Genomic DNA, 23,319 nt, shown 5'->3' on the forward strand with positions numbered 1-23,319 from the left:
ATGAGATTCAGAGCCCTCGCGGCAACACTTGCCGCAGCGGTCGGCCTGAGCATGCTCCAGCCAATACCGGCGTCCGCCGCTGAACCGGATCCCGGCGCGGCCACCAAGAAGATCGCGTCGAGCCTGAAGGACCGCTTCCGCACACAGCCGGCTTCGGACTTCTGGATCACGTTCGAGACCAAGGCCGACCTCGGTCCGGCGAAGAAGATCACCGACTGGGCCGCCCGCGGTCGGTTCGTCTACGACGCGTTGGGCGCGGCGGCGAAGGACTCCCTGGCCGCCGTCTCGCCGCAGCTCGACCGGGCCGGCGTGAAGTACACCTCGTACCCGATCGCCAACGCCGTGCTCGTCAAGGGGGGCACCGAGAAGCTCGCCCTCGACGTGGCATCGAGGGTGCAGGTCGCCGAGATCCACGCGACGCCGCAGGTCGCGCTGGTCGAGCCCGTGGACGAGAAGATCCCCACTGACCAGGCCACCCGCCCTTCCGCCCCGAAGGCCACTGCCGAGGCCGGCACCTCCACGTGGGGTCTGGACGCCATCCACGCCCCGCAGGCCTGGGCCATGGGCGCCACCGGTGCGGGCATCACCGTGTCCAACCTCGACTCGGGCGTCCAGTTCGACCACCCCGCCCTGGTCCACCAGTACCGCGGCACGAAGCCCGACGGCACCGTCGACCACAACTACAACTGGATGGCCACCCGGGGAACGTGCACGGGCGCACCGTGCGACGACAACGGACACGGCACGCACACCATGGGCACCATGGTCGGCGAGGACGGCACCGACCACGTCGGCGTCGCCCCGGACGCGCAGTGGATCGCGACGAACGGCTGCTGCGAGAGCACCGGCGTCGAGTCACTGTTGCGGTCCGGCTGGTGGCTGCTCGCCCCGACCGACGTCCAGGGCAACAACCCCGACCCGTCCAAGCGCCCGCACGTCGTCAACAACTCGTGGGGCCAGAACGTCGAGCACAACTTCGACGACTTCTTCCAGGCCATCGACGAGGCCTGGAGCGCCGCGGGCATCTTCAGCGTCTGGTCGTCGGGCAACACCACGCCGTACGCGGCCTGCGACACCGTGTCCTCGCCCGGCTCCGCCGAGAGTGCCTACTCCGTCGGCGCCTACCGGTCGGACGGCACGCTCGCGTTGTTCTCCCGCAAGGGCGAAGGCGAAGGCGGCCGGATCAAGCCCGAGATCTCCGCGCCGGGCGACGGCGTCCGTTCGTCGTACCCGGGTAACAGCTACGTCGAGATGTCCGGCACCTCGATGGCATCACCCCACGTCGCCGGCGCCGTCGCGGCGTTGTGGAGCTACGACCCGACCCTCGTCGGGCAGGTCGAGGAGACCCGCCGTCTGCTCGGCGAGTCGGCCGTCGACGTCGACGACACCGAGTGCGGCGGCACCGCCGAGGTCAACAACAAGTACGGCGAAGGCCGGCTCGACCTCGTTCGCCTGCTCGAACTCGCGCCTCGCAAGGGCGGCACCCTCACCGGTGTGGTCACCGCCAACGGCGCCCCGGTCCCCGCCGCCGAGGTGACGATCAGCGGACCGTTCAGCCGTTCGATCGGCACCGACAAGGACGGCCGGTTCACCACGAACCTCCCGGTCGGCGACTACCAGCTCAGCACCAAGGTCTTCGGCTACCTGACCGCGACCGCCAACGTCACGGTCTCCCTCGGCCAGGACACCTCCGTCAACCTGCCGCTCACGGCCGCCGCGAAGCACGACATCAGCGGCAGGGTCGTCGACGACAAGAAGCGGCCCGTCCCGAACGCCGACGTCTCCGTCACGGGCACGCCGCTCAAGCCGGTACGCACGGACGCCAACGGCGCGTTCACGATCGGCGCTGTCCCCGAGGGCGGGTACACGCTGAACGTCAAGCCCAACGCCTGCTTCTCGCCCACGACGGTCCCGCTGACCGTCGGCGCGCAGAACGAGTCGCGCGAGATCCCCGTCGGGCTCGTCGTCGACAAGGGCGGCTACAGCTGCGCCGTCTCCGACGGCGAGTACCTTCGCGGCACCGAACCGGTCGCGTTCACCAGCGGCGTGTGGGCGACGGTGAAGCTGCCGTTCCCGATCGCGCTCTACAACGGCAGCCATGACACCCTCGGTGTCGGCCTGCGCGGCGTGATCGCCCCGGACGGCTCCACCGGACCCGGCCATGGCGGTGCGGGCATCTTCCCGCTCTACGTCGAGACCCCCGTCGAGTTCGCTCCCGGCGGCGGCGTCTTCACGGCGGCCACCAAGGTCAACGGTGAGGACGCGTTCGTCGTCGAGTACCGCAACGCCAAGCTCTGGGCATACCCGACCCGGACGGAGTACACGGAGCCGGTCAACTTCTCGGCCACGCTCACCCGCTCGGGCACGATGATCTTCGGGTACGGCGACGGCGTCGGGACCGACGACCCGGTGACCGCCGGCGCGCACGCCGTCACCGGCATCCAGGGCTGGGCCGGCGTCGACGGCATCCGGTTCTCCGACCACGCCCCGGTGCTGAGCGACGGGATGGTCGTCACCTACGACATGCCTGACTTCGGGTACCTCGACGCGACAGTCGTCGACCAGAACGACGGGCTGCCGGTGGCCGGGGCCAAGGTCTCCTTCACCAACAAGTTGGGGCTGGTCGAGACCGTCACGACCAACGGGACAGGCGTCGTGCATCGCCAGCTTCCGGTCGGCGACTACACCATGACGGTCGACACGCCGAACTACACGACCGCGGCATACCCCTTCTCCCTCGACAAGCTCTACGCGAAGGCCACGATCGACGCACGTCTGACCACGGGCGTCGCCGGCCTGAAGGCCGACGGCCTCGACGCGCTGTTGGGTGCCGACCAGAACGGCGTGGGATCGCTGACGCTGACCAACAACGGTTCCGCCCCACTCACGTACGACCTGGGTGAGGCCGCCCGGCACCCAGACCTCGACGGCGCTGCCGCCACCGCGCGCACCGGCACGGGTACGGCCAGCACGATCGACCTCGCCGCCTGGAAGGCCGGCGCGAGCGGCGTGAAGCCGTCGAACGTCGACGGCAAGGCGGCGACGTCGAGCGCCGCGGAAGCACAGGCGGCTGGCAAGGTCGGCGCGACCTCCGGCGGAGACGTCATCACCCGGATCGCCATCCCGGGCAAAATCGAGGACAAAGAGCCCTCCGGCATCGGGTACGACGGCGACGTCTGGGTCCACGACTACAACGCGCGGACCAACACCGCCTACACGGTGACGGGCAAACGGACCGGGAAGGTCTTCGACGCGTCGTGGAACCCCGCGTACCGGGCGTTCGACATGGCGCTCGACACCAAGACCGGTGACATGTGCCAGATGGAGGACAGCCCGGCCAGCTTCATCCACTGCTTCGACCGCACGACCGGGAAGGAGACCCGGCAGATCAAGGGTGACTGGTCCACGCTGCAGCTGACCGGCCTCGCCTACAACCCGACGGCGGACGTGTTCTACGTCGGCGGCCGGAGGAACGGCATGATCGGCACCGTCGCCGGGACGTCGCACGACAACCCGGGTGCGCTGCTGTCCTTCTGCGCCCCGCCGCTGCCCGAGGTGATGGGTCTGGCCTACAACCAGGCGTCCGACACCATCTGGTACACCGACCTCACCTCGAACCGGTCTACCCGGCTGCTGCAGGTCGACCCCGACGACTGCTCGCTGGTGAACGCGTGGTGGTTCCCCGGGCAGAAGGCGGGCCAGGGCGGCGGTCTGGAGACCGACTCGACCGGTGCGCTGTGGGCGGTGGACCAGCTCGCCGACGACGTCGTGCTCGTCGACGTCGAGGACGATCTGCTCACCGACCTGCCGTGGCTGTCGCTCTCCTCGACCGGTGGCACCCTCGCCCCGGGGCAGTCGACGACCGTCAAGGTCTCGATCTCCGCGAAGGGCGCCAAGCCAGGAGTCCTCGGCGCGAACATCGTCGTGCGGTCCGACTCCGGACGTCAGTCCAAGAGCTACGTCCCGGTGACGCTCACGACCACGAAGTACCAGGTCGGCGTCAACGCCGGCGGCGCGAAGTTCACCGACGGCTCCGGCTACACCTGGCTCGCCGACCAAGCCGCCGGCAAGAAGGCGTGGGGCTACGAGGGGAAGACGAAGGTCACCGCCACGACGGCCGGAATCGACGGCACGACGGACGACACCCTGTTCCAGTCGCAGCGCACCGCGCCGGACAAGCAGCTGTTCTACCGCTTCCCCGACGCGCCGAAGGGCACCTACGCGATCGACTTCGGATTCGCCGAGATCGAGAAGGTGGCCAAGGGCAAGCGGGTGTTCGACGTAGTCGTGGACGGAACGCTGACGAACTACGCGTACGACCCGGCCGCGGCCGTGGGGCCGAACGCGGCCGACTGGCGCACCGCCGTCGTGAAGCACGAGGGTGGTCCGCTGACCGTGGAGCTGCGAGGCTCGAAGGGTCTGAAGTCCCCGACCATCGCCGCGCTGCGTGTGACGCTCGACCCGCGCGCGGACACGGCGGAGCCGGAGCCCCAGCCCGAGCAGCCGGAGCCGGGTCCCGTGCCGGTGGCCCCCGCCGGTCGCTCGTACTCGATGAAGGTGACCGACGGGCTCTACCGCCAGGGCACGCAGGAGTCCGGGTGGCACGGCGACGACCTCTGCGGCCCGCTGTGGTTCGACTCCAGCTTCCTGGCTCCGTTCTACGACACGGCCTGGGACGGCGTGTGCGTGACGACGAACGGCACGCTGACCTTCGACCGCGCCAGCACGCTGGGCAACAACACGGCACTGCCGTCGCCGTACCCGATCGACGCGATCTATCCGCTCTGGGACGACCTCATCGTCGACGACGAGGCGGGCATCTACTTCGGCAGGACCGAGGTGGACGGGCTGGCGGCGCAGGTCGTCGAGTGGCGCAACGTCGCCTTCTACAGTGACCGGACGGCCCGGGTGAGCTTCTCGGTCACCCTGATCGCGGACGGACGGATCCAGATCGGGTACGGCGACGGCGTCGGCGGCGACAACCCCCTCACCAAGGGCTCGTCGGCGACGGTCGGCGTGGAGAGCCTGAACCGCAACCCCGCGAGCCAGTACTCCTTCAACCAGCCCACCCTGAAGGCCGGCCTGGGGCTGGAGTACACCCTGCCGTCCGCGGGCACGATCGAGGGCACGGTCACCGACAGGAACGACAGCAAGCCGATCGCGGGCGCGATCGTCACGCTCAAGGGGCCGAACGGTGAACGGGTCATCACCACCGACGAGAAGGGCCGATGGAAGGCCCAGGCACTGGTCGGCGAGAACACCGTGCAGGTCGACGCGCCGAACTACGTCACCGCCAGCCACCCGGTGACCATCGCGAAGAAGGATCAGGCCGAGACGGTCGACACGGCGTTGACCACGGGCATCGCCACCGTCGCCACAGGTGACCTCGACTGGCTCCTCGACAAGGGCCAGAAGGCGACGGCCGACGTGACCGTCACCAACACCGGTTCCGCCCCGCTCGACGTGCGAGTCAGCGAGCAGAAGCGCACCAGCGACGGTGGCGACCTTCCCTGGCTGACCCTCGCCGGTCCGGCCGCAACCGGCACGGTCACGCTCGCGGCCGGCACGTCCACCACGGTCACGGTGACGGCCGACAACGCGGGTGTCGAGCCCGGCGTACTCGTCGGGGACGTGCTCGTGGCATCGAACGCCGGCAAGGGCGAAGCCCAGCTCAAGCCGGTCCGTCTGGCGACCTCGGCCTACTGGAAGGGCGTCGACGTCGGTGGATCCGGGTACCTCGATGCCGACGGCTTCTTCTGGTCACCCGACCAGGGCCTCGGCTCGCGGCCGTGGGGTTACGTCGGCGGCAAGGCGCGTTCCACCAGGGCCGACATCGCCGGCACCGAGGACGACGCGCTGTTCCGCACCCAGCGGAGCGGCCAGACGTTCAGCTACGTGTTCAAGAACGCCCCCGCCGGGACGTACCGGATCGGCCTCGACTTCGCGGAGATCGAAAAGGTCAAGGCCGGCACGCGCGCCTTCGACGTGCTGGCCGACGGCAAGGTCGTGCTCTACGACCATGACGTGCAGGCGAAGGTGGGTGCGCTGACCGCGGACATGAACACGGTCACCGTCGAGCACGCCGGTGGCGATCTGAAGATCGAGCTTCGCCGGGACAAGGGCGAGAGCGACCCGATCCTCAACGCTCTGACGGTTCAACAGGACCCGCGCCTCTGAGATAGCCAACCAGTCCGCCGACAGTGGTCAGAGCCTTCCCGGAAAGTTCTCCGGGGAGGCTCTGACCACGATTACCGTATGCCCCACATCCCACAGCAGGAGACGCCCGCCGATGAGAGGCCGCTACGCCAACCTGACCCGGATCCGGACCCTCGACCCCGAGCACGACTACCTGGACATCTACCAGAGCCTGCTGCGCTACGAGTTCCCGTGGGACATGAAGCTCGGCCTCAACCTCGCCTTCAACCGGTCCTTCTCCATCCCCACCATCGCCGCAGTGCACACCGCCACCGGCGAGCTGACCGAACGCACCCAGAAGCGGATCGACGACACCGGCCTGCTGATGTACGAGATGGTGCTCAACGGCTTCGAACAGCCCCGTGGCCGGGACGCGTTACGGCGCGTCAACCAGATCCACCGCCCATACGACATCAGCAACGACGACTTCCGCTACGTCCTCGGCTGCCTGGTGGTCATCCCGACGCGGTGGCTGCAGGAGTACGGCTGGCGCCCGCCCTGCTGCCACGAACTGCAGGCCACGCACCTGTTCTACCGAGAGCTGGGCCGACGGATGGGCATCACGGACATTCCCGGGTCGTACGAAGAGTTCGACACCTGGTTCACCGCCCACGACGCTGCCCACCTGCAGCCAAACGACGATGCGGCGGCTATCGAGCAAGCCACCCGAATGCTGATGCTCACCCGGATCCCCCGGCTGCTCGCACCGCTCGGGAACGCGCTGGTCAGCGCCATGTACGACGCCCCGCTGCGGCACGCGACGCGGGTGGATCCGCCGGCCTGGCCGATCCGGGCCGGCCTGCATGGCGCGCTGAAGATGCGCTCGCGGTTGCAACGGTGGTTCGGGGCGCCGCGCAGCACGCCGCTGTTCGCCGAGGGGATCAAGGCCAAGAGCTACCCCGACGGGTACGAGATCAGCCAGCTCGGTCCGCAGCAGGATGTGTCTGGTCGGCCCAACGCCTGAGCATCCGGCCGGCCCCGCGATCGGCACCGCCGCGGCGCCTTCTCAGCGACACGAAAGCAAGCCATCGTTGTTCGCCGAACTAATCGGATCCGATGCTTCGGTCAAGGTAATTCGCGATCAAGCTTGCCGGGATTCCGAAGATCACACCAAGCGCCAGGTTCCGACGACTTTTCGCTTCGCCGTCCCGCGGCAGGTCTCTGATCTCGATGAGCAAACCCCGGATTTCCGTCAAGCGATCGGCAATGGGTGCCGGTGTTTCTCGACGCGAACTCGTCCTGGCCGGAAAATCCGCGCCGTCGTCCCGGCTGGTTATCGATGTTGGACGCCTCGCGACCAACGCTGCCCCATTGCCCGGGGCTACCGGCGAGCCTGGTGTGCCACTGGGCAATCCTAACGAGAAGGCAGACTGGAGCCACTGATCCCGATGGGCGATGCTAGCAGAATTGGAGCGCGATGTCTTCGCTTGCCCGGCTTCATAGGTAGAAGAGCCGCCTCGGTACACCCCGCCCCTGCCCGCCGGGGCCGGCTCTGGCTTTCCACGTTCGCGATCAGTAAGCCCGTCCCAGCCGATGCGCTCTGCACGAAAACCGTTCCTGCCGCTGTTTTCCGACAGATGCGCCTCTTCAGGGGACGGCGAAGCAGCGAGCTCCGATCGGTAGACGGCAGCGCTTCCGTGTCGACGGGACTTCGTGGATGGCCGGTCAGGCTCCGGTTTTCCACGCTCGCGATCGGTGAGGCCGTCCCAGCCAATGCGACTCGCGCCACCTTGCGACTCCATGGTTCCGAATCTACTGCGGCCGGGTGCTGCCCGAAATCAGCCGACAAGACAGCTCCAACGCGCCCGAGGCGGCGGGGCGCGTTGGCCAAGACGATCGAGCGTACTGTCCTTGGTAAATGTGGATGTTGGCTGCGGACCCGTCAGTAGGTGCCGGCGGTGTGGGGAGGAGCCAGAAGGTCGTCGATCGCGTTGTGGAATTCGTCGAAGGTGCGGATCTGGACAGCCTGGGCCGCGTAGCGGCGGAACGCTCGACTGTAGTGTTCGGCTAGGTGGTCGACGTCGTCGATGGCCTCTGGCGCTTTGATGGTCAGGCTGCCGTCGCCGCCGCACCGGATCGGTGCCTGACACCGAAGCCCATCTCGCCCCGAAGCCGATACCCGACCGCCGGATCGCTCACCGTCGATCGGGCGGCTGTCCCCACCGCGCGCAGGACTCGGCGCAGCCAGCCGTAAAGCCCTGACCAGCGTTTCCGCCGTCAGGCTCGGAGCGAGCATCCGAGCCCGCCCCGGTGGCGCACGCTCTTCAGAATCGATCCCGGGTGCCAAGGAGGGCGTTGTGTGCGCTACGGCGCCACGGCGCGAGTTCGGTGTCGACCTCGGCCCAGCGGATGTCATCGACAGAGAGGACCCCGTCGACGTCAGGCAATGCCTCGATCAACCGCATCCGCTGGTCTTCGCCCGGGTGGGTGCTCCACAGATCGGTGGCTCGCCGGCTGAGCTGACGGGCCAGCGGCAGGTCGGCGGCCAGGCGCTGGCGGGCTTCAGCAGCCATCACCTCCAGTTGCTCACCGTCGATACGCGGGGCCTGATGCCACAGGTCCTGCCAGATCCGGTCGGCGAGCAGGACCGTCTCGGAGGACCCGAGGAAGGGTGCGCTGCCGGCGACCCGGCGGGCGACCAGATCGGCCCGGTACTCGGCGCGGCGACTGTCGGGCATCGCCACGCTGTCGACGAGCAGCTGCGCGGTCGCGCCGGCGACGTTCGCCAGCGCGACAGTTCCATTAACAATCATCCCAAAGAGGACGGCCGTACCGCTCACGTTCGCGGCCAGCGAATCCGTCGCGTGAAGGGCCCGCCGCCAAGGGTTTCGCCCACCGGTGGCCATCACCGCCCGGGTGCCGAACGTCCTCGCCAGCAGGGTCCTGCGCACCCGCAGCGGATCGCCGTTGGCGAGGTGACCCAGCTCGTGGGCCAGAAGCGCGATCCGAGCCGGCCGCGGCAGCATCACCCACAGGGGGATCCCGATGACGAGCACCGACCGCTGGCGCCAGCCCAGCCGACCCACACCGGCGTTGAGGCTCAGGTCCGCACAGATCACATCGGGAACCGGTGTCCCGGCGGCATCTGCGACCTCCCGCACCAGGCGGTGCAACTGCGGGGCTTCGTGCTCGGTGATCACGCCATGCCTGGGCACCCGCCCGATCGACGGCTTGACGAGCAGCAGGACAAGCACAGCGGGGACCGCCAGCGCCAGCCGTACCCCCGGCGGCAGGTCGCTGGCCACGACGAGCCAGACCAGGTAGCCCACTGCCGCCACACCCAGCAGTGCCAGCACCACGGAGACCGCCGTCAGCCAGACCTCACCGGACGACGGCCCAGCCGGGCGGGCCTCCGGGTCAGCCAGCAGGTCCTCATGCGCCGCCCGGTCGAGCCTCAGCCCTCGCCGGAACCCCCACCGGCCGACCATCGTGGTGCCGCGCCATGGGGCCAGGGCGGGGTCGTACACGTCCAGGTTCCACCGACAGGCAGGGCACCAGGAGAGCGCCCCCGCCTCCGGCAGGACCAGGTCGTGGGCACAGCTCGGACACCTGCTCGACGTCGTCGTCTTGGTCGGCACGAGGGTGGAGTGTAGATGCCGGGCACCTGCCGCAGGAGCCTGTCCACCCCAGGACGCCGATTCCGGAATAGCCGACCTTCACAACCTCATCCTGACCGGCGGACCGCCGGGTCGGCGCTGAGAACACCTTCACCCAGCTACGAGATGTCCCATAAAGTGCTGCCATGCTGATCATCGAAGGCGCGGGCCGGTGGACCGCACCCGCCGGGGCTGCCAACGACTGGGTCGAACACCTGAGGGTGCCGGACCTGTCGGTGGGAACGTACTGCATCCCGGCGGGCGGTCTCGACGATCAGAGCCCGCACACCGAGGATGAGATCTACGTGGTCACCGCGGGGCAGGCCCGGATCGTGACCCCGGACGGCGCGGCCGAGGTAGGCCCGGGTTCGGTGATCTTCGTGCCGGCCGGCGAGGAGCACCGGTTCGAGGAGGTGACCGAGGACCTGGCGCTGCTGGTGGTGTTCGGCCCGGCGTACGGTTCGCGCGCTCCGGATCAGCGAGTCGAGTAGGCGGCCGAGACCTCGCCACATCGCAGCATGCTGGGTGGACAGGTGGTTCATCTGGCGGACCTGCCGGCCGGTGGGACCGCCGTGGTCGGCCAGCCACGTCAGCAGGCGTGGGGTGCGGACCCGGCCCCCTGCTGCACGACATCCTCCGATCCCGAGATCATCGAGACGTAGCGAGACGCTAATTACCCCCGCCGGTGAGACTTCCCGTCCCTCTCGTCCCGCCAGCCGCCGGGCTCGGGATGATAGCCGTAGGCGGCAGCCCGGACCGTTTCCTCGTTTTCCAGCCCGGAACCGATCGCGCCGCCGACGGTGGCCAGCGAGCTGGTGATCCAGGCGAGCGTCAGATAGTCGTTGAAATCGACCGGCCGCTGCAAGATCTGCTCCAGCACGGATGTGTCGATCAGCAGCGCTCCGACCAGCACCGTTCCGGCGAACAGCACCAGGTAGGAAGCCGCCGTGGCCAGAGCGAGGGTGAAGATCGTGCCCAGGTTGAACAGCCGGGCCAGCTCAACCGGTGTCTCGCGGTCTGGTTTCTCCCACAGGTCGTGCGCGACGATCAGCCAGGCCACCAACGCGGTCAGCCCCAGTAGCATGATCACGGCGAGCCGGAGTCCGCCGAGCGCATCGCCCATCTGCCAGATGGTGTCCGTGGTGAGCGCGAACGCCGCCGTGCCGAACGCGCCGACCAACAACTTGGACAGGCCCAGCAAGGCGCGCCCTGGGCGGTTGGCTCGGACCATTCCGGCCAACAGCCGTACCCGGCCGATCAACCCCGAGGCGACGTACCTCAGTTCCCCGCCGTCGGTGTCGCCGACCACCTTGTGGATGGCGGTAACCCGGCGTGTCATCTCGGTCGGTGCCCAGCCGGCCGGCGGGACCCGCTGGTCGAAAGCGTCGGTCATGAGTTGGCTCACCAGATCCGGAACGGCCGCGCGGACTGCCCGCAGCTGGTGCAGACCCAGCGCGGGCAGGGACACCATCGCGACCCGACGCCGGGCGGAGGTCTGCGCGACCAGCGGCATACGCTCGGCGTGCAGCGGCAGGTCGGTCAGGCAGATTGCGACGTCCCACCGGTCGTCGATGCGCCGTTGAGCAAGATCGTCGAGTAGTGCCTCAACGCCGCCGTCGCGGCGCGGCGCCACATCGCCCCAGCATTCCCGGATGGTCCACCGCACGCCCGCGTCCACCTGGTCGGCGAGCCGCCCGGCCAGCTCGGCGGTGAGCCGCGCGGCCACCCGGGCCGGCTGGTCCGGCGGGGTCGCCACCAGCCCGACGACGATCTCCGGGCGCTGCTGTTCACTGCGGGTCACCGGCGCTCCTCACCGACGACCTGGCGCGTCGCCGTCGATGGTCACCAACCGACCCGTCACGAGCTCTCCGACGGTTGTCAACCTGCTTCCCTCTCGCCGGGGCGCATCCGGTGGAAGATGCTCCTGTGGTTCAGAATGTTGCTGGCGTCGACACGCCGGCAGCCCTCCATGAGCAATCCCTCACCGCGTGAGTCCACACCCTTCCGGCGTTCACATCCTCGCAGACCTTCTCGGCCTCAAGGCCGCTTCGTGAGGGTCAGGGCACGGCCCACCCGCAGTTGACGTGGGTGGGCGGGGAGGACGCCGCTGTTGCCATGGGCCACGGCACCCCCCTGCCGGCACGCCGTCGGGTGGCCACCGGCGTCCGTCACTACCGTCTGGCATTCCCGATATCCGCCACTTGCCACCGGATCCGATGACACCCTCAACGCGGGGAGTGCGGTCGCACGTTCAGGAGAGGCGGACCCGGGATCACGGTGAACGGCTGCTGATGCGTACCGCGTTGATTGTGTTGGCCGCGCTGGCGGCGGCCATCGTCGTGGAGGTTGTCTCCGGCGTGCTGGTCCGCCGGGTCGCTCGTGGCCGCTATCGGTGGCTGCTGGATCCGCTGCGGCACGCCTGCCGTCGCCCGGCGGCCGCAGTCCTGGTGGTCGGGGCGCTGTACTATGCCCTGCCGTCCGGCCCGCCCCGGTGGCTGCCTTATCTGCGGCACGCCATCCTGCTGATCCTGGTCGCGGCCGGTGCGTGGCTGGTGGTCAAGGCATTGCACGTCGCCGAGGGGGTTGCGTTCAGCCGGCTGCCGAGCGACCCGGTCACGAGCCGGCGGGTCCGGCGAGCCCGGACCCAGATCCGCCCCGTGCGGCGGCTCACCGTCGCCGTGGTCACGATCGTCGCGGTCGGCCTGATCCTGATCACCTTCCGGCCGGTTCGCCTCTTCGGCGTCTCCGTGCTGACCTCGGCAGGAGTGGTCGGCGCGTTGATCGGCCTGTCCGCCCGGACTGCGCTCGGCAACGCGTTCGCCGGCGTCCAGGTCGCCTTCGCCGACGGGCTGCACGTCGGCGACGTGCTGGTGGTGGACGGTGAATGGGGCCGGGTTGAGGAGGTGAAGCTGACCAACGTGGTGATCCGGCTCTGGGACGACCGGATGCTCATCCTGCCAACCACGTACTTCACCGAGCGGCCGTTTCAGAACTGGACCCGGAACGAGTCCCGGGTTGTCGGCAAGGTGCAGATTCATGTCGACCACACCGCCGACCTGGACGACCTACGCCGGGAGACGCGCAGGCTGGTCGAGTCCTCACCGCTGTGGGATCGCCATCAGTGGGTGCTCCAGATGGTCGACTCCACCCCGCAGACCGCGGTCATCCAGGTGCAGGCATCAGCCGCCGACGGCGCCAGCGCCTGGGACCTGCGCTGCGACCTGCGCGAGGGACTGATCCGCTATCTGCGGGACCACCATCCCCAGTGGCTACCCCGCGCCCGCAACCAGTATCAGCCCTGACCAGCGGCGCGCGTCTGCTATGACGTCCGCCCACCACCATTGACGACGGCGGCCGCGAGGAGCCGCGTCGGCGGTTGATCGCGGCCCGGCGATGGCCGAACGAACAAGCGCCGGTCCCATTCATGGCATCCCCTCTGCCTAAGCCGCTGAGCCGCAGAGTTCGCACCGGCAGGGGGCCGCGGCATCGACCGGTCGATGCCCGGAGCGGTCGCGGTGCGTGCCGACTCGGTCCGCGGCATCGGGCGATGTCAGCGCCGGCCTGGTCGCGATGGTCTGCTCCATCCCACTGTCGCTGGAGACCATCGCGACGCGGCCGTCGAGGCGAAGACGTGTCCAGGATCGTCGCTACAGGCCCAGGCTGCGCAGGGTTGGCACGGTCTGGCCCACCCAGGCGAGGTCGGCGTCCTCGCGCGCGCCCTGGGTGCGTTGTGTGCCGGCCAGGAACCACAGAAAGTAGGTGGTGTAGCCGGGCGCGCTCACAACTGTGTGGTACCCCTCCGGCATCATCTGCATCACATGATCACGGATGGTGACGTTCTCCTCGTACCCGTCGTCGGTGTAGACCCGGCTGATGCCGAACCCGTCCGCCGGGTTGACGCGGTAGTAGTACATCTCCTCGTGTGCGGCCTCGGCGGGCAGGTCGTCGACCCTGTGCCGGTGCGGCGGGTAGGTGCTCCAGTTGCCCGAGGGCGTGTAGGTCTCGCCGACGATGAGCCGGCGGGCGGGCAGGTCCGGCTGCGAGATTTCGGTGAGGATCTGGTGGTAGGTACGGCCGAAGTTGGCCGCTCCCCAGCGGCCGGTCGCGACCTGCTCCGGTGCGATGACATACGGGTCGGTGGCCAGTTCGCTGGGAGCGCTGGGTAGGGCTATCTCCACGTCGGTGACGGCCTCGACGGTCACCTCGGAGCCGGCCGGGAGGTAGACGGAGTGCGGTTTGCCGGAGAACACGTCCGCGCGTCGGCCGACCTGCGGGAAGTGGTGGCCGGCGACGGTGAAGCTGGCCGTGCCACCGAGGATGACGGCCAGGATCTCCCGGTCGCCGGACCCGCCGGTCCAGGACTCGCCGGCCGACAGCCGCAGCAGGGTGAAGTCCAACAGCCGACAGGGATTGAAGGGCAGCGTGTTCCGGCCGACAGCGGCGGGAATGGAGCAGTGGTAGCGGTAGTCCATGGTCACCTTTCGCGGGATGCGGGGCAGTGCGGGTCGGTCGCGGTGATTACCAGGGGCTGGTCCAGCCGGGGATCGTGGCGCGGGTGAGGGCTTCCAGGTAGAAGTAGTCGCCCCACAGGGTTCCCTCGTCGACGCCGACGCCCTTGGGTTTGTCGTAGACGCCGTGCAGGATCAGCGCGTTCGAGACCGGATGGCCGCCGGTGGAGTAATGGTCGATGAGCGAACGCAGGATCTCGGCGGCGGCTGTCCGGTACCGGCCGGCGCTGGCCCTGTCGGTGAGGTTGTCCGCGAGCTCGAGCAGGCCGCAGACGGCGATGGCCGCGGCCGAACTGTCCCGTTCCTGGCCGCTGCCGTCGCCGAACTCAAGGTCCCAGTACGCGACGTGGTCGTTTGGCAGGTGGGCGAGGAAACGCTCGGCGCAGGCGCTCGCGGCGGCGAGCAGCGCGGGATCGCCGATGTGCCGGTGGTTGAGGCTGAACCCGTAGATGCCCCATGCCTGCCCGCGGGCCCAGCAGGAGTGGTCGGCGTGGCCCTGTTCGGTTTCGCCCCGCAGTGGCACACCGCTGTCCGGGTCCCAGTAGAAGGTGTGGAAGGTGGTGCCGTCCGGGCGCAGGATGTGCTGGCGCAGTTGAGCGGTGTGCCGGCGGGCCGCGGCGGCGTAGCGGTCGTCGCCGGTGGTGTGGCTGGCCCAGAAGAGCAGCGGTGTGTTCATGAGGCTGTCGATGATGGTGCGGCCGCGTTGGCGGGGGTCGTTGAGGTCGCCCCAGGCCTGGATGATTCCGGCGGGTTCGAGCACGCGCGTCATCAGGTGGTCGGCAGCGGCGAGAGCCGCGCCTCGGGCTTGCGGGTCACCGGTACGGCGGGCCGGGGTGACGCAGGCGAGGGTGTAGAGGAACCCGAGGTCGTGGGTGTCCAGGTCGATGCCGCGGTTCACCCGGCCGGCGAAACTGGCCACGTGGGACAGGGCGGCCCGCAGATGGCGGTCGTCACCGGTCAGGTCGTGTGCCAGCCAGAGCATGCCGGGCCAGAAGCTGGTGGTCCAGCCGACGTTGGCGCCCTCGGGTTGGCCAGCGTGCGGTGGTCGGAGCGGGTAGCGGTTGGCGTCGGTGGTGTCCGCGGGGTACCGGTCGTCGAAGGTGGCGATGTTCGCGTCGACGGTGCGTATCGCGGCGGCCACCGCAGCCGCCGTGGCCTCTGCGTCGGAGCTGGGACGGACGTCGGTCGCCGTCATGGATGTTGTTCTCCCTCGTGGGTCCGGTCCGGTGCCGGGCAGGTGTGTCATCGGCGTCCCCGCTCGATGGCTGGAACGTGCTGGTCAGGTGCGCTGGGGTGCGATCGTCGGTGGGTCGAGGGCGGCCCGCAGGGTGAAGCGGCTGTTGGCCCAGACGACGTAGAGCAGCGGCGCGGCGGCGAGGCCGAGCGCGATCGCGGGGCGGGCCGCCAGGATCTGGGCGAGCAGCGCGAGCACGAGCAGAGACACGGCGGTGAGGTACCACCGGCGCACCGCCAGATACACGCAGGCACGGGCCACCTCGCGCAGCGGCGCGGTGGGTCGCTCGGCGACGGTCACCAACCCGAGCAGCGTGGTCGCGACGGTGAGGACGATCAGGGTCGCCAGTACCGGCAGGGCGAGTGCCCCGACCCGGTGACCCCACGCGGCACGGGCGTCGACGGCGAGCACGACCAGGGCGGCCATGGCTGCCGCCGTCCAGAGCATCGCCGGCCGGGCGGTGGCTCGCCAGGCGCGGCCGTAGGTGCGCAGCACGCCGCCGGTGTCGCCGGCGGAGTAGGCGGACATGACCGCGAAGACCGCGCAGAGCCCGGGCGCGCAGAGCGGGGCGGTCAGCGCGTAGAGCGGCCACGAGCGTGCCGTCTCGGTGGTGAACGCGAGCGTCACCAGTGGCAGGCAACCGAGTACCAGCAGAAGGTTGGTGACGAGCGCGACGTAGAACCCGTCGAAGACGGCCGCGATGGTGTTGTGGCGCGAACGCATGGCCCTCAACCCTTCAGTCCGGTCGAGGCGATGCCCTCGATGAAGTAGCGCTGGCCGAGCAGGAAGATGACCGCGACGGGCAGCACGGACAGCACCGAGCCCGTCATGATCAGCGCGTACTCGGCGTTGTACTGGGAGATGAAGGTGTTCAGCCCCAACTGGATGGTGCGCAACTCCGGACTGCGCAGGTAGATCAGTGGGCCGAGGTAGTCGTTCCAGGTGGTCACGAACGTCAGCAGGGCCAGGCTGGCAAGCGCTGGCCGGGACAACGGCAGCATGATCCGTCGGTAGATGCCGAACTCGGTGAGCCCGTCGACCCGCGCTGCTTCGCTCAGCTCCTCGGGGATCGTCTCGTAGAACTGCTTCATCAGGAACACGCCGAACGCGCCGAACGCCTGCAGCGCGACGATCGACCACAGCGTGTTCGACAACTGCAGCTTCGACATGAGGATGAACTGCGGAATCATGTACGACTGCCAGGGCACCGCGATCGTCCCGACGTACGCCAGGAAGAGCGCGTTGCGGCCGGGAAAGCGGACCCGGGCGAAGCCGTAGGCGGCGAAGCTGCCGGTCACCACCTGTAGGAGGGTGACGACCACCGACAGCAGCAGCGTGTTCCCCAACCAGGTCGTCATGTCCGAGCGCTGCCAGATGTCGAGGTAGTTTCGCCACACCACGGGATCGGGGAGCCACGTGATCGGGATGGTGAAGACGTCGCTGTTGGTCTTCAACGACGCCACCACCATCCAGTAGAACGGCAGCAGCAGCCCGACCGCCGCGAGCACGAGGGCGGCGTACCCAACGAGCCGCCAGCCCCGGGACCCGACACGTCGGGTGGGTGTCCCGCGGTCGCCGGGCGCGGCGACGGCCGGTGGGGGCATGGAAAGGTCGGTCGCGGTCATCAGCTGTTCCTCCGCTTGTTGACCATGAACTGGATGACCGTGATGCCGAAGCAGATGGCGAACAGGACGACGGAGACCGCCGAGGCGTAGCCGAACTGGTTCTCCTCGAAGCCCTTCTGGTAGATGTACTGCGAGAGCACCAGTGTCGACTGGCCCGGTCCGCCACCGGTCATCACGAGGATGAGGTCGAAGACCTTGAAACTTTCGATGGTGAGCAGCACGGTGACGAAGAAGGTGGTGTGTCGTAACCCCGGGAGGGTCACGTGCACGAACCGCTGCCACGGTGAGGCGCCGTCGGTCTCGGCCGCCTCGTAGAGCTGGGCCGGGATGGTCTGTAGGCCGGCCAGGAACAGCAGCATGTAGTAGCCCATGTACCGCCAGGTGCCGACGATGATGACCGCCGGCATCGACCAGGTCGACGACGTGGTCCAGCCCGGCGCGTTGTCCACGCCGACGGCACCGAGGAGTGCGTTGATCGGGCCGTACTCCGGGCTGAACAGTTGGTTCCAGACGATCGCGATCGCCACGATCGAGGTGATGTAGGGGAAGAAGGCGACGGTGCGGAAGAACCGTACGCCGCGCAGTTTGCGGTTGAGCAGCAGCGCCAGCCCGAGTGACGCCGCGAGGGTCAGCGGAATGTGGAAGACCGTGTAGTAGGCGGTGTTGCGCAGTGCGGTCCAGAAGCTCGCGTCGCCCCACATTCGCCGGAAGTTGGCGGTGCCGGTCCACTCGGCCACCCCGAAGACGTTCCAGTTGGTGAAGGCCACGTAGAACAGCACCGCGACGGGCAGGAGGGTGAGCACGGCGAAGCCGACGAAGTTGGGCAGGATGAACGACCAACCGGCGACCGTGTTGCGCGACACCAGCCGCCGGTTCCTGGGTCTCGTACGCGGCAATGTTGCCATAGGGAGTCTCCGGAAGCGTTCGGCATGGTGGCGGGACCGGCGTGCGGCTCAGGTGCGCCGGGCCCGCCATCAGCTCACTGGTTGAGGACCTCGTTCTTGGCGCGGGTCTGCGCCTTGCTCAGCTCCGCGTCGACGCCCTTGCTGTCGGAGAGGATCGCCGAGTGCGTCTCGTTGAGGAGGTTCTGCAGGCCGGCGGTGTGCTTCGACACCGGGTTCTCCGGCTTGATGGTGTGCTTGGCGTAGGCGAACTTCGACAGGTCGTCCTGCGGTATGCCGTCCAGCCCGAACAGGGTCGCGGTGGCCGCCTCGGTGACCTGGGCCGGGGTGATGCCGATCCCGGCCAGCGCCTTGCCGGCATCCGGGCCGGCCGCGTACTGGAGGAAGGCCTTGGCCGCGCCGGCCTTCGACTTGCTGATCTTCGGGTTGATCCCCAGGCCGGTCGGATCACCGAAGGTGACCGGTGTGGCGGAGGCGCCGGTGGTGGACTTGTCGAACTGAGGTGCCGGTGCGATCCCCCACTGGAACTTGTCGGCGTCACCGCTCTGTCGCTGGTTGAGCAGCGTGGCCACGTACCAGGTGCCCATCAGCAGCATCGCCGACTGCTGCTTGCCGAACTGCGCCTGGTAGGTGAGTTTGTTGGTCTTCGCGGTGCCGAAGGTCGGCTGCGCGCCGGCCGCCTGCAGGTCCAGTGACCGCTCGTAGTACGGCTTCAGGTAGCCGAAGTCCCCGGAGAGCAGGTCCGCGTTGGGGGTCTGCGCGAGCGCGAATCCCTGCACGGTCGACTGGAAGGTGTGCTGGTACGCGCCGGTCGCGTTCGAGCCGGCCCCCTTCAGCCCGGTGTGCAGTCGCTTCGTCGCGTCGGTGTAGTCGTCCCAGGTCCAGCTGCCGTCCGGCGGCGCCACCTTCGCCTTCGCGAACAGGTCCTTGTTGTAGAAGAGCACCCACGAGTCCTGCCGGTACGGCACCGCGTACGCCTTGCCATCCACCTGGTAGGACGCGAGCGCCGGGCTCGAGCCGAGACCGGAGGTGGCGTCGGAGACGTCGAGCAGCTGACCACCGCTCTGGTACGTGTAGAAGTTCTTGAGGTTCTTCATGACGTAGACGTCCGGGGCGGTGCCGGCGGCCAGGTCCGTGATCATCTGGGTGTCGTAGTCGTTGCCTGCGGCGTACTCCTTGAGCTCCACCGTCACGTTCGGGTGGGTCGCCTTGAAGCCGTCGGCGAGCGTCTTGAACTCGGGCGTGGACGACAGGGTCCAGCCGGCCAGGGTGATCGTCACCGGGGCGTTGGGGTCGACTGGCTCGTCTCCGCCGCCGCAACCGGCGAGAACGAGCGTCAGGGCCGTCGCAGCGCTGATGACGGCCGGTATCGCACGCTTCATCCCTCTCTCCTTAGGTCAAGGGGCCCGGACGGGCCCGCACTGCTACCAGGACGCCTGGGTGGGCCCGGCATGCTCGGTGTCCAGACGGGTCGACGTGCTGATCCCGTCGGGCCAGTCGACCGCCAGGTGGAGGCCGCGGCCGTCCTCGTCGACCACGGCCTGGCATGCCTGCCGGGCCATGGCCACCGGCACCCTGGACAGCTCGGTGAAGGTGGCGGTCCATGCACCCGGCCGGACGGGGTGGTCCAGCCATGGCACGACCAGCCCGCCCGCCAGGGGCCCGCCGTGCGGAACGGCGGTGACGCCGGCCGTTCCACCGCCGTGAACGCTTTCGAGCCGACTGGTCAGGTCTGCCCCGGTCACGACCGCCACACCGCCGCCGGCAGTGGCCGTCGCGTGCCCGGCAATGGCCCAGCCGCCGATCCGTAGCCGCAACGCAGCCGCCTGGACGCCGTCGGCGAGGCCGTCGACGCGGGTCAGACGTAGCTCCCAGGGGCCGCGGACCAGCGAATACACCGTGAGGTGCCCGGCCGGTCGGGACCGGCCCACGCGACCGCCGCCGTGATCGCGCTGACCCGGATCCGGGTCGACCCAGTGGGCGAGGGCACGTGAACCGGCCACGCCCACGCCGTCGATGTCGACGTGCACGGTCAGCAGGCGCATGCCGGCGCGGTGGGTGACCCGGCCCGCGTCGTCGACGAGGGTGACGGACTGGTCGAGTGGACTGACCCAACCGCTGTCGTCGAGGACCGGGGTGGTGGCGGTGGAGTAGCCCAGTCGGGCGTAGAGCGGGGAATCTGAGACGGCGGCACCCTCGACGGCGTGGTCGGTGCCGTGGTTGAAGACCCGGACGATCCCGTCGGCACGGGTGCCGGAGACCAGCCAGCCTGGCGCGTGTATCGCCCGCACCGTGTCTCGCTCCTCCACCGGCAGCGGCTCCTCCGGAGCCGTCCACACCGGATGGTCGGCGGGCAGCGCGATGCCGAGCAGGCCCTTGCTGGCCCAGTACGGCGAGCCCGGCCCGGAGTACGACTGCGCCAGTCGCGGCCACGGCCCGTGCCAGCCGAGGGTGAGCAGGCCCCGTTCGTCCAGGGCGCCGTTGGCGACGAAGTGACGCACGATGCGGGTGGCCGCCCCGCGCAACCGGCCGAGGCCGACCGAGGGCACGCCGGCGACGGCCCCGACCCAGAACGGCGCCGCCGCGGCGAAGCGGTAGGTCAGGCTTCGCCCCTGGATCAACGGTGATCCGTCGGCGCCCACGAGCGCGACCGCGTCGCTCAGGAAGCGGTCGAGGCCGGCCAGGTCCCGTTCGCGGCGCTGCTCGGCCAGGTCAGCGGCGCCGGCCATCCGGGCCCACAGCGTCGGGTAGAGGTGCAGGGCCCAGCCCACGTAGTGGTCGTAGGCGCGGTTCGGCCCATCGGCCATCCAGCCGTCCCCGCGGGCGAAGCCGTCGTGCGTGGTCAGGTCCTCGTTCATCTCGTCGAGCGAGTGCGGCCCGCCAACCGAACGCAGGAACGTCTGCACGACCAGCCGGAACCAGACCCAGTTGATCCGTGGATACGTGTCGTCGCCGACCGCCGGGCGCAGATAGTCCACTACCCGCTCCCGCACCGCGGACGGCAACCGGTCCCAGATCCACGGGCGGGTCAGGTCCAGGACCAGCGCTATGGAGGCGGCCTCCACCTTCGCCTGGGGGTGCTCGTCCAAGCGCACCCAACGGTCCGCAGAACTCGGGTCGGTGCCGGCGGCGATGCCGGTCGCGTACCGGTCCACGAGCTCGTCCACGCCCACTCCCCTGGCACCCGCGATGCGGAAGCCGGCCAGCAGGAAGGTGCGAGCAAACCCCTCCAGGCCGTCGACGGCCCGCCCGTAACCGCCCTCCGGCCCGGGAAAGGTGACGAGGGCGTGGCCGGGCGACGCGAACGGCCGGGCGGCGGCGAGCATCCGGTCGGCGAGGGCCAACCAGTTGTCCCGGTGCCAGGTCGCGGCGGCGGAGGCGTCCGGGTTCGTCCCCGGTGCCAGCCGGCCGGCCGTCCCGAACGTCATCCGAGGTCCTGTCGCATCGAGCCGCCTCCGTGGAATGTGAGGAGCGGGGCGTTGCCCATGAATGTGACGTACAGACATCCGCCGGGTTTCCGAAGTAAAACGCTCACAACAGAGCAAGTCAATGCTGTTCTCAAACCAATGTGGACACAACTGATCGAGTAAGCGCACAAGACTGCCTTGACGCACCAAGTGCTCTGATACGATCACAACCGTTCATAGTCGCTCTACCGGCCGAGGAGTCATGACCGCCGCAGACCACTCCGCAGACCCGCTGGCTGCGGCACGGTGCGGTCACCGGACGGAATCGCCGGCACGGGTGCTCGCCTCGCCGGACGACGCCCGGGACCTCGACCCGGACCGGGCGACCTCGCCACCCCACATCCACCTGCTCGTCGCCGGCCAGGCACGGCTCGGCGACGGTCGCGCCGAGGCCACCGCGCTGGACGGCGTCAGCCGGCTCGGCCTCGGCCGGCAGCCAGCTTCGGCGCCGTGCGCCGCGGCGCCCCGGCGGAGCACGACTCCTATGCTCTTCGACGGATGGGGAGATCAGCTGATCCGGCTCGCGATCGACGTCACCGCGTTCGACCCGACCGGCGAGCTCGTCCGCACCCTGCCAGAGCTCTCGCCACACGAAGCGTTCCCCGGAGGTCCCCCATGACCAAGGACAGTCCCGCCGCCGCCACGGCGGAGGGCTCCCGAGGGCCGCTTCAGGTCGCCCGCCGCCGGCAACTGTTGGCAGCCCTGCAACGGGACGGCTCGATGCGCATCTCCGACCTGTCCCACGTGCTGGGTGCCGCGCCGGTCACCATCCGGCGCGACATCGCGGAGCTGGCCGCCGAGGGGTTGGTTCGCCGCGTCCACGGTGGGGTCGCCCTGATCCTGCCCGACGACGCCCCGGCAGCAGACGAGGCAGCCGACCTGGACCCGCTGTTCGGGCGTGCCCTCGGCATGCTCGTGCCCTCGCTGGACTACTACTGGCCGGACGTGGCTCGCGGCGTCGAGGGGGCAGCCCGCGAGCTCGACATGCGCGTGGTTCTGCGCGGCTCCTCCTACGACACCGAGGACGACCAGCCGCAACTGGCCCGGCTCGTGGAGCGGATGGGCGTCGACGCGCTCATCATCGCGCCGAGCATGGACGTACCGAGCGCCGAGCGCACCATCGAGTGGCTCGACCAGGTCGGCGTCCCGGTCGTCCTGCTGGAACGTACCGCGACGGTAGGCAGCCACCACGCCGTCATGGAGTCGGTGGTCACCGACCACGCGCTCGGTGCGGCCATGGCGGTACGCCACCTCACCTCGCTCGGACACCGCAAGGTCGGCCTGGTGCTCGACGCCAACAGCCCCACCAGCCAGCACGTACGGCGCGGCTGGCTCGACGCCACGACCGAGTGCGGCCTCGACTCGGACGCGACAGTGGTGGCCGTGGTGCCCGACGCACGGTCACCGGAGCGGGACACCGTACTCAACGACGTCCTCGACCGGTGCCAGGCAACCGGGACGACGGCGCTGCTGGTGCACGCCGACGCCGAGGCCATCGCGCTGGTGCAGCACTGCGAGGAGCGGCACCTCTCCGTTCCCGGCGACCTCTCCATCGTGGCGTACGACGATGAGGTCGCCGGGCTCTTCAGCCCGCCGCTGACCGCGGTCCGACCGCCGCGACGCTCGATCGGACGGGCCGCTGTGCGTCTCGTCGCCGACCGGCTCGTCGACCCCGACCGCCCCACCCACCGGATCGTCATCAGCCCGTCACTGCGGATCCGGGGATCGACCGCGCCGCCACCCGCGTAGGCGCCCTTCCGTCCTCGGCCACCGGCGGCGGACTGGCACGACG

At 69.4% G+C, this 23,319-nt stretch carries 16 protein-coding genes; 6 read left to right on the top strand and 10 right to left on the bottom strand.

Features of this window, described 5'->3' with window-relative positions; all coding sequences use genetic code 11:
• Together ABGB10_RS21990 and ABGB10_RS21995 are read left to right on the top strand one after the other, a co-directional pair.
• Entirely contained in the window at positions 1-6,177 is a 6,177-nt protein-coding gene (locus ABGB10_RS21990) for a S8 family serine peptidase (RefSeq protein WP_347662777.1), read from the top strand.
• 112 nt (positions 6,178-6,289) lie between these two features.
• A complete protein-coding gene (locus tag ABGB10_RS21995) occupies positions 6,290-7,159 on the top strand; it encodes an oxygenase MpaB family protein (protein WP_347662778.1) in 870 nt (289 codons plus the stop codon).
• 918 nt (positions 7,160-8,077) lie between these two features.
• Here ABGB10_RS21995 and ABGB10_RS22000 read toward each other — a convergent pair.
• Together ABGB10_RS22000 and ABGB10_RS22005 are read right to left on the bottom strand one after the other, a co-directional pair.
• A complete protein-coding gene (locus ABGB10_RS22000) occupies positions 8,078-8,431 on the bottom strand; it encodes a hypothetical protein (RefSeq protein ID WP_347662779.1) in 354 nt (117 codons plus the stop codon).
• A 28-nt stretch (positions 8,432-8,459) separates the two neighbouring features.
• On the bottom strand, positions 8,460-9,773 hold the full coding sequence (locus ABGB10_RS22005) for a M48 family metalloprotease (RefSeq protein ID WP_347662780.1): 1,314 nt from the start codon (positions 9,771-9,773) through the stop codon (positions 8,460-8,462).
• Positions 9,774-9,937: 164 nt separating this feature from the next.
• Between ABGB10_RS22005 and ABGB10_RS22010 the strand changes: the two genes are divergently transcribed.
• Entirely contained in the window at positions 9,938-10,282 is a 345-nt protein-coding gene (locus ABGB10_RS22010; RefSeq protein WP_347662781.1) for a cupin domain-containing protein, read from the top strand.
• A gap of 182 nt (positions 10,283-10,464) precedes the next feature.
• Here the strand turns inward: ABGB10_RS22010 and ABGB10_RS22015 are convergent, their stop codons facing one another.
• Positions 10,465-11,592 (bottom strand): hypothetical protein, encoded by a 1,128-nt coding sequence (locus ABGB10_RS22015; RefSeq protein WP_347662782.1) that lies wholly within the window; start codon positions 11,590-11,592, stop codon positions 10,465-10,467.
• 490 nt (positions 11,593-12,082) lie between these two features.
• On the opposite strand from ABGB10_RS22015, the gene ABGB10_RS22020 reads away from it, so the two are divergent.
• Positions 12,083-13,093 carry a mechanosensitive ion channel domain-containing protein gene (locus tag ABGB10_RS22020; protein ID WP_347662783.1) on the top strand — a complete coding sequence of 337 codons (1,011 nt, stop codon included), beginning with the start codon at positions 12,083-12,085 and terminating at the stop codon, positions 13,091-13,093.
• Positions 13,094-13,438: 345 nt separating this feature from the next.
• Here ABGB10_RS22020 and iolB read toward each other — a convergent pair whose 3' ends face one another.
• From iolB to ABGB10_RS22055, 7 genes are all read right to left on the bottom strand, one after another.
• Complete coding sequence (gene iolB, locus ABGB10_RS22025; protein ID WP_347662847.1) at positions 13,439-14,263, bottom strand: 5-deoxy-glucuronate isomerase; 825 nt, start codon at positions 14,261-14,263, stop codon at positions 13,439-13,441.
• A gap of 46 nt (positions 14,264-14,309) precedes the next feature.
• Positions 14,310-15,494 carry a glycoside hydrolase family 88 protein gene (locus tag ABGB10_RS22030; RefSeq protein ID WP_347662784.1) on the bottom strand — a complete coding sequence of 395 codons (1,185 nt, stop codon included), beginning with the start codon at positions 15,492-15,494 and terminating at the stop codon, positions 14,310-14,312.
• A gap of 84 nt (positions 15,495-15,578) precedes the next feature.
• On the bottom strand, positions 15,579-16,256 hold the full coding sequence (locus ABGB10_RS22035) for a hypothetical protein (RefSeq protein WP_347662785.1): 678 nt from the start codon (positions 16,254-16,256) through the stop codon (positions 15,579-15,581).
• A gap of 5 nt (positions 16,257-16,261) precedes the next feature.
• Entirely contained in the window at positions 16,262-17,158 is an 897-nt protein-coding gene (locus ABGB10_RS22040; protein ID WP_347662786.1) for a carbohydrate ABC transporter permease, read from the bottom strand.
• The gene (locus tag ABGB10_RS22045; protein ID WP_347662787.1) at positions 17,158-18,021 is read right to left on the bottom strand and encodes a sugar ABC transporter permease; all 864 of its coding nucleotides are present in this window, start codon (positions 18,019-18,021) and stop codon (positions 17,158-17,160) included. The genes ABGB10_RS22040 and ABGB10_RS22045 overlap by 1 nt, the downstream gene beginning before the upstream one ends.
• 116 nt (positions 18,022-18,137) lie before the next feature.
• Positions 18,138-19,442, bottom strand: coding sequence for an extracellular solute-binding protein (locus tag ABGB10_RS22050; protein WP_347662788.1), 1,305 nt, complete (start codon positions 19,440-19,442; stop codon positions 18,138-18,140).
• A gap of 42 nt (positions 19,443-19,484) precedes the next feature.
• Positions 19,485-21,488 carry a DUF2264 domain-containing protein gene (locus ABGB10_RS22055; RefSeq protein ID WP_347662789.1) on the bottom strand — a complete coding sequence of 668 codons (2,004 nt, stop codon included), beginning with the start codon at positions 21,486-21,488 and terminating at the stop codon, positions 19,485-19,487.
• A 241-nt stretch (positions 21,489-21,729) separates the two neighbouring features.
• Here ABGB10_RS22055 and ABGB10_RS22060 point away from each other — a divergent pair, with 241 nt between their 5' ends.
• Together ABGB10_RS22060 and ABGB10_RS22065 are read left to right on the top strand one after the other, a co-directional pair.
• Positions 21,730-22,146 (top strand): hypothetical protein, encoded by a 417-nt coding sequence (locus ABGB10_RS22060; protein WP_347662790.1) that lies wholly within the window; start codon positions 21,730-21,732, stop codon positions 22,144-22,146.
• Positions 22,143-23,276, top strand: coding sequence for a substrate-binding domain-containing protein (locus ABGB10_RS22065; protein ID WP_347662791.1), 1,134 nt, complete (start codon positions 22,143-22,145; stop codon positions 23,274-23,276). Before ABGB10_RS22060 ends, ABGB10_RS22065 begins: the two co-directional genes overlap by 4 nt.
• The last annotated feature ends 43 nt before the right edge of the window (positions 23,277-23,319 follow it).

The organism is Micromonospora sp. B9E7 (assembly GCF_039871815.1).
In the GTDB taxonomy this organism is placed as follows: Bacteria; Actinomycetota; Actinomycetes; order Mycobacteriales; family Micromonosporaceae; genus Micromonospora.

What these genes read in the sequence shown, in the direction of transcription:
- ABGB10_RS22065 (WP_347662791.1), top strand. Translation starts at nt 22,143, where the DNA reads ATGACCAAGGACAGTCCCGCCGCCGCCACGGCGGAGGGCTCCCGAGGG.
- ABGB10_RS22055 (WP_347662789.1), bottom strand. Translation starts at nt 21,488, where the DNA reads ATGACGTTCGGGACGGCCGGCCGGCTGGCACCGGGGACGAACCCGGAC.
- ABGB10_RS22030 (WP_347662784.1), bottom strand. Translation starts at nt 15,494, where the DNA reads ATGACGGCGACCGACGTCCGTCCCAGCTCCGACGCAGAGGCCACGGCG.
- ABGB10_RS21995 (WP_347662778.1), top strand. Translation starts at nt 6,290, where the DNA reads ATGAGAGGCCGCTACGCCAACCTGACCCGGATCCGGACCCTCGACCCC.
- ABGB10_RS22000 (WP_347662779.1), bottom strand. Translation starts at nt 8,431, where the DNA reads ATGCTCGCTCCGAGCCTGACGGCGGAAACGCTGGTCAGGGCTTTACGG.
- ABGB10_RS22020 (WP_347662783.1), top strand. Translation starts at nt 12,083, where the DNA reads ATGCGTACCGCGTTGATTGTGTTGGCCGCGCTGGCGGCGGCCATCGTC.
- ABGB10_RS22035 (WP_347662785.1), bottom strand. Translation starts at nt 16,256, where the DNA reads ATGCGTTCGCGCCACAACACCATCGCGGCCGTCTTCGACGGGTTCTAC.
- iolB (WP_347662847.1), bottom strand. Translation starts at nt 14,263, where the DNA reads ATGGACTACCGCTACCACTGCTCCATTCCCGCCGCTGTCGGCCGGAAC.
- ABGB10_RS21990 (WP_347662777.1), top strand. Translation starts at nt 1, where the DNA reads ATGAGATTCAGAGCCCTCGCGGCAACACTTGCCGCAGCGGTCGGCCTG.
- ABGB10_RS22010 (WP_347662781.1), top strand. Translation starts at nt 9,938, where the DNA reads ATGCTGATCATCGAAGGCGCGGGCCGGTGGACCGCACCCGCCGGGGCT.
- ABGB10_RS22050 (WP_347662788.1), bottom strand. Translation starts at nt 19,442, where the DNA reads ATGAAGCGTGCGATACCGGCCGTCATCAGCGCTGCGACGGCCCTGACG.
- ABGB10_RS22040 (WP_347662786.1), bottom strand. Translation starts at nt 17,158, where the DNA reads ATGACCGCGACCGACCTTTCCATGCCCCCACCGGCCGTCGCCGCGCCC.
- ABGB10_RS22060 (WP_347662790.1), top strand. Translation starts at nt 21,730, where the DNA reads ATGACCGCCGCAGACCACTCCGCAGACCCGCTGGCTGCGGCACGGTGC.